Raw genomic sequence first — 13,033 nt, 5'->3', positions numbered from 1 at the left:
TCTATAAGTGAAGTACTCTCTCACCTATCTCTTGAGTACGTCCTTTACCCCACATATTTGCCCCAATGTATCCACAAGTTCTTCTCATAACTTGCATTTCATCTTTATCTCTGTTTCCGCAGTTTGGACAATACCATTCTAAATCCTTATCAAGCTTTATTTCACCTGTGTATCCACATTTATAGCATATATCTGGCTTAGTATTTATTTCTGCGTATTGTATATTGTGATAGATGTAATTTATTATTTGCTCTACTGCTTGTAGGTTTTTACTCATATCCGGTACTTCTACATAACTTATACATCCACCTAAACTTATGTCGTGGAATTGACTTTCAAACTTTAATTTTTCAAAAGCATCTATTTCTTCAGTTACGTGAACATGGTATGAGTTTGTATAATACATTCTATCAGTTACATTTTTAATTTCTCCGAATTTTTGCTTATCTATTCTACAGAATCTTGAAGTTAAACTTTCTCCAGGAGTTCCGTATAATCCAAATCCAAGACCAGTTTCTTCCTTCCAACTTTGGCAAGCATCATTTAAATGGTGCATAACTTCTAATGCAAATGCTTCCCCTTCTTTAGTTGTATGACTTACACCAAGCATTGCTTGAGTCATTTCATATACCCCAACATATCCTAAAGAAAGAGTTGAATATCCATCCTCTAAAAGAGCGTCTATCTTCTCTCCTTTTTTAAGTCTAGCTATTCCTCCATGTTGCCAATGTATTGGAGATACATCTGATTTTACTCCTTTTAATAAATCATGTCTAACCATTAAAGCTTCTTTACAAAGTTCTAATCTTTCATCTAATATCTCCCAGAATTTATCCATATCTTTATTTGCAGTTAATGCAACTTGTACTAAGTTTAATGATATTACACCTTGATTGAATCTTCCATACCACTTATAATTTCCATTTTCATCTTTCCATGGAGATAAGTGACTTCTACATCCCATAGGTGGGAAAGTATTTCCTTCATAATTCTTTCTCATTATTTTAGCACTTTGATAATCTGGAACTAATCTTTTCGTATTACATTTAGCTGCTAGCCTTGTAATATAGTCATACTTACCACCTTCTAGGCAGTTATGTTCATCTAATAAATAAACTAGTTTAGGGAATTCTTCTCCTACTTCTTGTCCTTTGTAGTTTTTCATTCCTTCTAATCTTTGCGCTATCATTTCTTCGCAAATTAAAGCCATTTCCCTTTCATATTCATGACCTTCTTCAATCTCTAAATATATAGTTGAAAATGGTGATTGACCATTACTTGTATATAACGTTGATAATTGATATCTTATAGTTTGTATACCTGCTTTTAGCTCCTCTAACATTCTTTCTTCAGCTAATTCTTTAGCCATTTCTTCAGAATACTTTTCTTTGTATTTATTGAAATATTTATCATACGATACTCTTAAAAATGGTGCTATATGCTTTATAGTTATAGAGTTTCCACCATATTGACCGCTTGCTATTTGAGCTATTATTTGTGTTGTAACTGTACAAGCTGTTGTAAATGATTTTGGTGATTCTACTAATTTATTACTTATTACTGTACCATTATTTAACATATCTTCTAAGTTTATAAGCATACAGTTATGAATTGGTTGAATTGCATAGTCCATATCGTGATAGTGAAGTACACCTTCATCATGGGCATGCGCTATATGTGCTGGTATTAATTTTCTTCTTGCTATATCTTTTGAAACTTCTCCAGCTATTAGGTCTCTTTGAGTAGACGCTAATAATCCATTTTTATTTGAATTTTCATTTATAACATCTTCATTACTATTGTCTAGTAATCCTAATATACTTTCGTCAGTTGTATTCACTTCTCTTTTAAATGACTGTACCGCTCTATATCCTTCATAAGCTTTCGCAGTCAATTCGTGTTTATAATCTATTAACTTCTTATATACCATATCTTCTATTTGATATACTGTCGGCGAAGGTGACTTTTCATAACAATTTTCTTCTATTTCGTTAGCTATTTTTTTAGCTATTTCTTCTTCATATATACCGCTACCATATTTCATAGCATTTAGTATTGCATTTTCGATTTTTATTTTATCAAACTCTGCAACCTTTCCATTTCTTTTTATTATATTTAATTTTCTGGTCATAAAACTCTCCTTTTGCCTAATATTTCTTGATGTGTTTGTCAAGTCTTACTAGATAAAAAAACAATAACTTTTTTAATAAAAAGTATTGACTTTTTTGTTTTTCAGCACTTTACTTAACTTTGCATAAGCACTATATGTAGTAACACAACCTCTATTTTATACCATATATAGTGTATATTCAAGCTATTTATATTCACTTTTCTTATACCCCTTGATACCACCTAATTCTAGCTTAAATTTTATATTTTTCAGTAAATTTCCTTATTTTTTTATATTTTTTTGAAAATTTTATAATATCTCGATGTAAATAATCTAATAAATATAAAAGTAGCTATAGATCATATTTACCCAAATTTTTATACAAATAAAATTTATTTTATACTAAAAAGACACTTATATCATTAAATAATATAAGTGTCTTTATATTCTATATCCTAAAAATAAACAAGAATCATGATTAGAGATACTATCCCATACATTAAATAAATTGTCATACAAATATTTATAAGAATAGACTTTATATAATTTAGAATAAGCTAAAACTATCCCCCATTGATAAGTTCTATATACATTATTTCTATGTATATATGGTTTAATCTTCTCTTTATTATAATATATGTATTCTTTCTTTAATGACGTTTTAATTTCTTTTAATATTTTCATAGCCTCCTTTTGCTTTCCCTGTGATATGAGTTTCATACCTTCACTAGACCTTGAAATATAATAATCTATATTCTCAATCATCTCTTCTTCTGAAACTAACCTTTTGTCAAATTCTAAAACAATACTTTGGTTAAACATATGAACTCACCTCTTTATTAATATACTTTTACAAATTTAAACAAATTCCTTTAATTAATCCACTTTTTTTATATCTTTGTATTTATTATTTAAATATATTAAAAAACACTAACTTTAATAAGTTAGTGTTTTAGTAAATAATCTAAATAGATACTTATATAAACATATAATACTTAAATTATATACCTTTATAAATACCTATTTAATTTATTTATTTACTTTTCTTTCTTCCCTTTTTTCTTCAAACTTTTCTTTTTCTAATTTTTTCATAGATTTTTGATGAGCTTTAGCTTCTTTTTGTGCTTCTTTGTAATTTCTTTCGCTGTTAATTTCGAATTCCTTTTTATCACATTTCTCAGATTTTCTTTCTATCTTTTTAGCTTCTCTTTCTTCTAATATTATTTCTTTTTCCAACTTCATTTTAATATCTCCTAACTACATTCTTTAAATTCTTCAATTTCTTTTTTACTTGAATTAAGCTTTCTATCCATATATATTAATTTTATTCCCATATTTTTACATATAAAACATATAAGTTAGATTTTAAACAAAAAAATACTAACTTTACTTGTTAGTATTTTTTATAAAGAATTTAGTTATTTGTTTAATATATCAATTATTTGACTAAATGAATTTTCATTTCCATTTCCACCAACTTGAGTTACTTCATTTGTTTCTTTAGATGATAAAATTTCTTTTTGCTTCCAATTTAAATTACTTCCAACTATTACAATTGGAGAGTTTTTCTTAGCTGCTAATACTCCTGCTGATAGGGCGTCAATTAAATCATCTTGTTTATTTATGCCATCTTTTGCTATAAGTATGTCTTCTAGATTTTTTTCTTTATAAAAGTTCTCTAAAATTAAAGCATTGGTTTCATTTCTATCATCTCCACCTATTCTTTTATAGTTAGGTAATTTAGTTGTTATATCATTAGATATAGTACTTTGTCCACCTATAACATAAGATGTTTGTATATTGTTTTGTTTAATAAACTTATTAATTTTATCAAAATTTTCATTTTGTGATGTTAGTATTATCGGCATATTCTTATTGGCTGCGACAGGTGCTATACTAACTGCATCTGCTAATCCTTTAACTCCATTTACAACAGCTATATTTGATATGTTACCTAATCTTTTAGCTATTTCTAATGATGTGTCATATCTATCTATTCCACTTATTCTATTTACCTTAAATCCATCATATTCAAGCTCATTTACTATATTATTCGATACTGAACTTGTACCTCCAATAATATATATATTTTTAGCTTTTAGTCTCTTTATCTCTTGTTCAATATTATAATATAAGCTGTCATTTGGTGTTAGAAGTATTGGAGCATTTATAGATTTTGCAAATGGTGTGGCTGAAAGAGCATCTGCTATAGAACTTGAATTTACTAATACTACATTATCAGAAGTATCCCAACCTTTTTGACTTATCATTATAGATGTTTCATATCTAGTTTCTCCTACCATTTTACTTATAACTACTTTAGGATTATTTGAGCTTACCTTCATTATCCCAACAGCTTTTAGAGCATTTTCTACTGTTTCTTTTTCACTTGCTGTTTTAGCTTTTAATAATAATACTTCTCCTAGATGATTAAAATCTGATTGAGAATATAAGCCTTCTGTAAGTGCATCATAGAAAAGTTTACCCATTTTTTCTTCTCCGATACCTTTAACATTAATACCATATTGTGTTCCACCTTCAGATATTAGGTAAGCTAATTTATTTATTATACCACTATTTTCATGTACGTAATCATTGTCACAGCTATCATTATGTACATGAGACCTTCTACAGATTTCCATATTATCTACATTATCTATATCTGGGTTTTTCATGCTTCTTAAGTATCCATATTTTGAAAAATCTTCTCCTATAGTCCAATTTTTGCTTGATTTATAAGTATGTTCTACTAAAGTACCAAAAATATCTCCATATGCTTCGTTTATAGCGCCTGATTGAGATACATAATCTAAATTAGCAGTATGTCTTACTACTGAATGAGTATATTCATGTCCAATTACATCTAATGATCCTGCAGAATCATAAGTTGTTGAGTTTTCATTTCCAAAAACTAGTATATCAACTCCATTTACTAGACTGGAAAATGCATTTCCTGGCTCATTTACATTTACAAGTAATTCTGGCTTACTTCCCTTTCCATCTAGCCCATCTCTATTGTATTTATTTAAATAAAAATCGTAAGTTTTTCCTACATGGTAGTTTGCATCTACAAACTTTCCATCGCTCTTTTCTAGTTTTGTGCTAAAATATTTTATATCATTATCCATGCCATAAGGAATTTTATTTTGATAATAATATTGATAAAAATATTGACCTTTTATATCTAAAGTTTTTATAGGTTTTGATCCTCTACTTAAATCTATAAAATAATACCCGTCTTTAAAGCCTGCTTCACCTTGTCTATGTATTACTTGTATTTCTCTTTCATCTCCAAATACACCTTTTGCTTTAATTTTTTCTGATTTGATTATATTGTTTGTGTTTTCGTATTGATTTATTATATCTCCACTGTTAGCATCTATAAATACAATTTTGTTATAAATTGTTTTTCCTATTATATTTACATCTACTTTGTATGCAAGTTTATATTCTTCTTTACTTTTATATAAATATAACTCTACTTTTTCATTTTTATTTAATTCATTTTTTAGTTCAAGTTTTTCCTTTGCTATCTTAAGTGCATCATCTTTAGTTAAAGTCGGATTATAGTTAAATCCTTTTAATGTCTTTGATGTTGGCTCTATATATCCTGAAATTGATTTTATATTTCCGTCATAATCTACGCATCCTACTAAATCTGAACCATAGATAGGTATATTATTTATATACTGTTGAAGTCTTACTATAACCTGAGAATCATTTTTATCATCTTCTTTTGATTTGACTTTGAAAGTAGAAGTTTTTTCTACATTGCTTAAATAATTAATTAGGATTTGTTGAGGTGATATACCTTCTTTTTTCTCTTCCTTTATATTACCACTTACTACAAATGGTTCCGATTTTTCTATAGCTTTTTTTAATTCTTGTTTTTGCATATCCTCACTTGCAAAACTCAAACTAGTTAGATTTATAGTTATTAAACATAGTGTTGTTATGCTTGCTATGCTCTTTTTTAATAATGTCACTTGCTTTCCCCCTCAATTTTCTTTATTTAATGCTTTTGCTCCTTGTTATATTTTTACTAACTATGTTAACTCTATTTTAACACTTGCAATTATTGTTAGTAAACTTATTATTTATTGTTTTTGTACAAAATCTAATCTTTTCTATTGACTTATTTTTTGTTTTGGTTATAATTTAAAACAACAAGTAGATAACTGAGATAGAGGCGCGAAATTTAAGAGTAGTATTATGGAGGTAAGCTCAATGAAATAATACAAAAGGAAATTTCGCCGAAGTAAATAGTTAATGGCTTTGATACTATTTACTGGGCTTATGTAAAATATGCATAAGACTGTCACATTTTTGTGGAGAGCTATTTTCAATGAAAACGTACGGTACGTTGTATTTTTTGTATATAATTTACGTATTTTTGTCATGGGTATAGTCTCATGGCTTTTTTTGTATACAAAAACCTTATGTAAACCTAAAATTACTGATAACTTATATAAGGTATATCAATAACTCAATAATATAAAAATATATCTGAGTAACCGTCGAAGTCGTTAGCGACATAAACTAAGCGCATTTTTATTGTTAGATAAATTTTATTATCTTAGTTACTTACTTATGGAAAATTTACACCATAAGGAGGATAATCAAATGAGTGAACAAAATCAAGAATTAAAAAGAGGATTAAAAGCAAGACATCTAAACATGATAGCACTAGGTGGTTCTATTGGAACAGGTATATTTCTTGCAATGGGAGATACTATCTATCAAGCAGGACCTGGTGGTGCATTAGTTGCATATGTTTTAGTAGGCATTATGGTTTATTTTTTAATAACAAGTTTAGGTGAAATGGCTACTTTTATGCCAATCTCTGGATCTTTCAGTTCCTATGCTACTAAATTTATTGACCCAGCACTTGGGTTTGCACTTGGATGGAATTACTGGTACAACTGGGCTATAACAATAGCTGCCGAAATGGTTGCAGGTTCTTTAGTTATGAAATTTTGGTTCCCAAACATACCAGGAGTTTACTGGAGTTTATTATTTTTAATAATAATTGTCGGATTAAACTTCCTATCATCAAAAGCCTACGGTGAGTCTGAATATTGGTTTGCTGGTGTTAAAGTTGTTACTGTAATTATATTTTTAATAATAGGTGTATTAATGATAGTTGGTATAATTGGTTCTGATGAAATAGGATTTCATAATTATTTTATAAAAGATGGACCTTTCCATGGTGGAATAAAATCAATCTTTGCCATTTTTCTAGTTGCAGGATTTTCATTTCAGGGAACCGAACTTATAGGAGTTGCTGCTGGAGAAAGTGAAAATCCAGAAAAAACTATTCCTAGGGCTATAAAATCCATATTTTGGAGAATATTAATATTTTATTTAGGAACGATAATAGTTTTAGGTGCTATAATACCTTTTACACAGGCTGGTGTTTCTGAAAGTCCATTTACTATGGTATTTGAGAAAGCAGGTATAGCTGGAGCTGCTTCTCTTATGAATGCAGTAATATTAACATCTGTATTATCTGCTGGAAATTCTGGTATGTATGCATCAAGCAGAATGCTTCACTCTATGGCTAAGGATGGACTTGCTCCAAAGCTATTTGCTAAGACTAATAAAAGAGGTGTTCCTGTAAATGCTTTAATATTAACTACTATAGTTGCATCTTTTTGTTTCTTAACAGGTGTATTTGCCGAAAGTACTGTTTATGTTTGGTTAGTTGCTGCATCTGGCCTTGCTGGATTTATAGCATGGGTTGGAATAGCAATATGCCATTATAGATTTAGAAAAGCATATACTCATCAAGGTAATAATTTAAAAGATTTAAAATTTACTGCTAAATGGTATCCTTTTGGACCTATACTAGCATTAATAATGTGTATAGTTATAATAATAGGTCAAGGTTATTCTTGTATTAAACCAGATGGCATTGACTGGAGTGGTTTAATAGCTTCTTATATAGGTATACCTCTATTTTTAAGTTTATATATAGGTTATAAAATTAAGCACAAGACTAAACTTATCCCTCTTCACAAGGTTGATTTAACTTATGGAGAAGATAAAAATTTAGATAATATAGAAAAAAAGATCCTTGAATTAAATTAATAAACATAAAAAATGTAACTCCTTTAACTTAGGAGTTACATTTTTTATGATGAAGTTATATAATTTCTATCAACATATTCTAATATATAATCTCTAAATAACTTTGCTATTGGAGGTATATATGAATTTTTTAAATAACTCATATATATTATTCTTTCCTTAATAGTTTCTTTAATATTTATTTTAGATAGTGTATTTGTATTGATAGTTGGTGAATCAGGAACTACTGAAATCCCTGCTCCAGCAGATACTAATCCTTCTATTACACTTCCTATATTAGCTCCTTTTGGCTGAATTGATATTTTAGGGGTATACCCTAAAGCATCAGTACAAGAAAGAATCCTATCTTTACTACCTTCACAAAATGCTATAAAAGATTCATTTTCTAATTCCTTTAAAGATACCTCTCCTCTACCGGCTAATTTATGATTCTTTGGTACTATTAATATATACTCTTGCTTTTTTATTGGTATAGATTCTATATTAATATCCCAAATAGGTTCTGTATGATTATCATAGAAACCAATATCAATTTTTCCTTTTTTTAAATCTTCTATTATTTCAGTTACAGACTGTTGGTTAAATTGAAACTTTACATTAGGGTTATCATTTAAGAAATCGCTTATTATAAAATTCATAAAATAAGCTCCTACTCTAGATGTAGAGGAAATAGAAACTGTCCCTGTAGTATCACTAACCATTTCATCTAATTCCTTTATCCCTTTTTCAATCTCTACCAATGCTCTCTCTGCATGAACTAAAAATAATTTCCCAAACCTAGTTAGTTTGACATTTCTGCCACTCTTTTCAAATAAAGGGACTTTTAGTTCTCCTTCCAACTTTGCTATTGATTTACTTAATGCTGGTTGAGTAACTAATAATAACTTTGAAGCTTTAGTAAAATTTTCGGTTTCAGCGACTGTTTTGAAATACTCTAGTTGTTGTAGGTTCATTTTCTACTCCTTTTTATAATTTATCAAATCTATAACTAAAAGTTATATGTTTATGAATATTTTAAATTAGACATAGTGGTTATAACAGTGCTATAATCACTATTATCCTTAATAAATATATTTGTATTTTCTTATGAATTTTACTTATTAGTATACCAAAATAATTAAGACATATAAATTAAAATTGAAAGATATTATATAAATTAAAGGGAGTGTTTTTTATGATGAAAGTAGATAAGGATCTTTGTATAGGATGTTCTCTATGTGTTAAAGATTGCATGGTTAAAGATATTGAACTTATAGATAAAAAGGCTCATATTAAAAATGTAGCCTGTTTTAAATGTGGTCACTGTATTGCAATATGCCCTAAAAATGCAGTATCAACTGATGATTATAACATGAATGAAGTTAAAGATTATAATAAAGAGGATTTCTCTATTGATGCAGATAATTTACTAAACTTTATCAAGTTTAGAAGAAGTGTAAGACACTTTAAAAATCAGGATGTAGAAATAGAAAAACTTTCTAAAATCATAGAAGCAGGGAGATTTACTCAAACAGCAAGAAATGCACAAGATGTATCTTATATTGTAGTTAAAGATGGCATAGAAACTTTAAAAGAAATGTCTTTAGAAAGATTAAGTGATATGGGTAAATATATGCTTGCTAACTTAACACCTGAAACAATGAATTTAAAGCTATATGCCCAGATGTGGGTAAAAATGTATGAAGAATTTAAAGCAAATCCTACTGGTAGGGATAGTCTATTCTTCAATGCTCCTGCTGTAATACTTGTAGTTTCTGATAATCCTGTAGATGCTAGTTTAGCTTCCTCTAATATGGAACTTATGACTAATGCTCTAGGCCTTGGAACTTTCTTTAGTGGATTCTTTACAAGATCTGCTGAAGGAAATAAAAAAATTATGGACTTCTTAGGACTGAACGAAAATCAAAAAATTGTAACTTGCATGGTTATCGGATATCCAGATGTAAAATATCAAAGAACAACTCCAAGAAAAGAAGCACAAATATCTTGGAAGTAATCTAAATAAAAAATTCGCTTCGCTCATGTCGCCAACGACTACGTCCGTTGCTCAAAATATATTTTTCTACATTTTCAAACTTGTTGATATATCTTATATCCATAATTTATCAACAGTTTTGTTCTTAATATAAAATCCTTGTATGTAAAAAAATAGAAATGGGCTATGTTAAGGTAAATTAGCCCATTTTTACTATCTCTTCATTGATTTTATTAAGACTTTCCTTTCTTTGTCAATCTTTAAAGATTCACATATTTTCTGGAGAGATTTATTGTAAGTAAAATCATCAAGATTATTATTATTTAAATATTCTAGTGTTATATTTTTTTAGAAATTCCCATACTATTTCTTTATTTTTATTGGTTATTTTAAGCCCACTACAAAAACTATCACATACAGACCAGTTATTTATTTTAGGAATAAAGTTTTTTATATATACTAATATTTCTTCTATATTACTATCCTTAACATATCCTATTACCATTCCCTGTAGCATAACCTCTTCAAAATATGTATCATTAGCATTTTTTAGATATTCTCTCCAGTCTTTTTTAGCTATTCTCTTCGCTATTTTTCTTAAACACAAAAGTCTAACACCTAGTATATTCTCAACTCCTGGTATTAGCCTTGAAGAAAATTCTCTATACTTTTCTTCTGATAATTTCAAAAGTTCTTCTCTAATTTTTTCGTTCATATATCCCTTCTCCATATAATGTTAATATACTTTTATTTAATTATTATTTTCCATATCTAATAATTGTTTTTTTATCTCTAAACCCGCAGCATAACCAACTAAACTTCCATCAGCACCTATAATTCTATGGCATGGAATTATTATTAATATAGGATTTTTATTATTTGCCATTCCCACTGCTCTAGCTGCTGTTGGCTTACCTATTTTTTGAGCTAATTCTTTATAACTATATGTTTTGCCATATGGTACATCTTTAAGTTCATTCCATACTAGCTTTTGAAATTCTGTACCGTTAAGAGAAAGTGGTACATCAAATTCTATTCTTTGTCCTAATAAGTATTCCTGAAGTTGCTTTGCTGTTTCTTTAATTAATGGTGTTTCTTCAATATTCATATCTTCTGATGATAGTTTCTCCGCTAGATAAAGATCTGTTATTCCTTTTCCATCTTCAGCAATTCCTATCTTTCCCAGCTTTGTTTCATAATAAAAAATATTTTTCATATAAACACCTCATTTGTTAATTTGCATATGTTATTTCATAATCTAATATACAATACTTTATATAATATTTATATAATAAAGAAGTTACTATACTAAAAATAAGCATAATAACTTCTTTATATTTTTCTATATTAATATTATTTTAAATTTTTTAAATCATCATCATAGTATTCTTCTAATTCTAGTAAACTTTCATATGGATTACCTTTTAATCCTAGTTGTTTAGCAAAAGCTGGCTCTGTTTTTAATCCCCTCTTTTTTAAAGCTATTATTTCATTTTTAAAATCTTTTCCTAAAATCTCTATCAATCTAGCTTCTATCACCATATGTCTATATCCGTTGGTTTTCTCTGAATGATTTTTGCTCGCATATATCTCTATTTCTATATCATCCACATAAAAGTTACATACTATTATATTTTCTATACTATTTTATATTACTTTAAATCCTTTTCTTATTTCAAATTCATTGACTAATACTTCTTTAAAAGTAACGAAGTTTTCTACTTCACATACAATATCTAGATCACTACTTTCTATGTTTATTTGTATTGGAATAGTTCCTATCAGTATTGGGTTGTAATCCTTGAGTACTTCAAATATATTTATTCTTTTAAGTATTTCATAACTTTTTCTTTGAGTATTATTCCCCTCTTTTAGGTATGATATATCCTTCCAGTTTATGTCCTTTATTTTCATATCTTCCCCTTATTCAGATCTTTAAATGTAAATTGATTTTAAAAATGATTATCCATTTTCTTAAAGTATATTATAAAACATGAATTATTTATTTATCCATATATTTTTCACACAATCAATAATATAATCTATTTCTTTTTCTGTGTTAAAGTACACAAAACTAAATCTAACAGTACCATTAGGAAAAGTTCCTAGTGTTTTATGAGCAGAAGGTGCACAATAAAGACCGCTTCTAGTTGATATACCGTAATTTTTATCTAACATATGACATACTATCCCATTATCAAGTTCTTTAAAATCAAGAGAAACTACCGAGGTTCTATTTTTAGTATCAAGCTTTCCAACTAACAAACTTTTATCTATTCCTTTTATTCCACCTACAAATCTTTTAGTTTGATTTCGCCTAAAAAGTTACAATTAACTTTTGTAATCGTTATGTCATTTAAAGAATTCAACGGTCTCATAACTGCATTGTGCTCCATAGAAGAAACTATTACATTGTCACCTTTTTTAGTAAGCCTTTAATTACTATATTTAAGCTAGTTGTAATATTAGGTGTGAAAACAACATTTTTAGGTTTATCAAAATTGAATAATTCACATATTAATTCTCTAGTTTCATATAGAACATTTTCCGCTTCATAGGATGATGAATATGCACCTCTATTTACATTACAACCTACATTATTTATATAATCTAGCATAGTTCCACCCTTTAATGTTGTCTTTGGATATGATGTTGCTCCATTATCACAATGTATCTTATCCATTTTTCCCCCTAATTAAATATATCTTAAGTTTAATATATCATTCATTTTTATTACTGCTATACTGTTTTTATCTATCTTTACATGAGTATTTTAGAATTTTTCTATACTACATTTTTACCTAATTATCTACAAAATGGCTATGTTATACTTTGCGTGGAAAAGTATTTTGTATCTA

The 13,033-nt window shown here is 27.9% G+C and carries 11 protein-coding genes, 1 pseudogene and 1 riboswitch; of the genes and pseudogenes, 2 read left to right on the top strand and 10 right to left on the bottom strand.

The window, feature by feature from the left end; all coding sequences use genetic code 11:
• Position 1 precedes the first annotated feature (1 nt).
• The 4 genes from nrdD to I2H23_RS08970 form a co-directional block, all read right to left on the bottom strand.
• A complete protein-coding gene (gene nrdD, locus I2H23_RS08985; protein WP_166504818.1) occupies positions 2-2,131 on the bottom strand; it encodes an anaerobic ribonucleoside-triphosphate reductase in 2,130 nt (709 codons plus the stop codon).
• 420 nt (positions 2,132-2,551) lie between these two features.
• Complete coding sequence (locus I2H23_RS08980; protein ID WP_092922909.1) at positions 2,552-2,932, bottom strand: hypothetical protein; 381 nt, start codon at positions 2,930-2,932, stop codon at positions 2,552-2,554.
• A gap of 207 nt (positions 2,933-3,139) precedes the next feature.
• On the bottom strand, positions 3,140-3,352 hold the full coding sequence (locus I2H23_RS08975) for a hypothetical protein (protein ID WP_092922906.1): 213 nt from the start codon (positions 3,350-3,352) through the stop codon (positions 3,140-3,142).
• Between the two features lie 176 nt (positions 3,353-3,528).
• Complete coding sequence (locus I2H23_RS08970) at positions 3,529-6,096, bottom strand: cell wall-binding repeat-containing protein (protein WP_166504817.1); 2,568 nt, start codon at positions 6,094-6,096, stop codon at positions 3,529-3,531.
• Positions 6,097-6,286: 190 nt separating this feature from the next.
• A riboswitch (Lysine riboswitch) is annotated at positions 6,287-6,457 on the top strand.
• Between the two features lie 276 nt (positions 6,458-6,733).
• Between I2H23_RS08970 and I2H23_RS08965 the strand changes: the two genes are divergently transcribed.
• A complete protein-coding gene (locus tag I2H23_RS08965; RefSeq protein WP_195237922.1) occupies positions 6,734-8,200 on the top strand; it encodes an amino acid permease in 1,467 nt (488 codons plus the stop codon).
• 44 nt (positions 8,201-8,244) lie between these two features.
• Here I2H23_RS08965 and I2H23_RS08960 read toward each other — a convergent pair whose 3' ends face one another.
• Positions 8,245-9,153 carry a LysR family transcriptional regulator gene (locus tag I2H23_RS08960; protein WP_166504815.1) on the bottom strand — a complete coding sequence of 303 codons (909 nt, stop codon included), beginning with the start codon at positions 9,151-9,153 and terminating at the stop codon, positions 8,245-8,247.
• Between the two features lie 221 nt (positions 9,154-9,374).
• On the opposite strand from I2H23_RS08960, the gene I2H23_RS08955 reads away from it, so the two are divergent.
• Entirely contained in the window at positions 9,375-10,196 is an 822-nt protein-coding gene (locus tag I2H23_RS08955; RefSeq protein WP_166504814.1) for a nitroreductase family protein, read from the top strand.
• 298 nt (positions 10,197-10,494) lie between these two features.
• On the opposite strand, the gene I2H23_RS08950 is transcribed toward I2H23_RS08955, so the two are convergent.
• The 5 genes and pseudogenes from I2H23_RS08950 to I2H23_RS15590 all read right to left on the bottom strand — a co-directional run bounded on the left by I2H23_RS08950 (position 10,495) and on the right by I2H23_RS15590 (position 12,858).
• Positions 10,495-10,890, bottom strand: a complete 396-nt coding sequence (locus tag I2H23_RS08950) for a DNA alkylation repair protein (protein WP_330405549.1) — start codon at positions 10,888-10,890, stop codon at positions 10,495-10,497.
• Positions 10,891-10,926: 36 nt separating this feature from the next.
• Entirely contained in the window at positions 10,927-11,391 is a 465-nt protein-coding gene (locus I2H23_RS08945) for a methylated-DNA--[protein]-cysteine S-methyltransferase (RefSeq protein WP_092922888.1), read from the bottom strand.
• 137 nt (positions 11,392-11,528) lie between these two features.
• Positions 11,529-12,089: pseudogene (locus I2H23_RS15365) on the bottom strand (DUF4269 domain-containing protein).
• 84 nt (positions 12,090-12,173) lie between these two features.
• Complete coding sequence (locus I2H23_RS15595) at positions 12,174-12,440, bottom strand: aminotransferase class V-fold PLP-dependent enzyme (RefSeq protein WP_334293979.1); 267 nt, start codon at positions 12,438-12,440, stop codon at positions 12,174-12,176.
• A gap of 142 nt (positions 12,441-12,582) precedes the next feature.
• Positions 12,583-12,858 (bottom strand): aminotransferase class V-fold PLP-dependent enzyme, encoded by a 276-nt coding sequence (locus I2H23_RS15590; RefSeq protein ID WP_330405548.1) that lies wholly within the window; start codon positions 12,856-12,858, stop codon positions 12,583-12,585.
• Between the last annotated feature and the right edge of the window lie 175 nt (positions 12,859-13,033).

Origin of the sequence: Romboutsia sp. BSD2780061687b_171204_C1 (genome assembly GCF_015560225.1) — a bacterium.
Taxonomy (GTDB): domain Bacteria; phylum Bacillota; class Clostridia; order Peptostreptococcales; family Peptostreptococcaceae; genus Romboutsia_C; species Romboutsia_C hominis.
The sequence above is the reverse complement of the archived record's forward strand: the minus strand, read 5'-3'. Positions and strand labels throughout refer to the sequence as shown.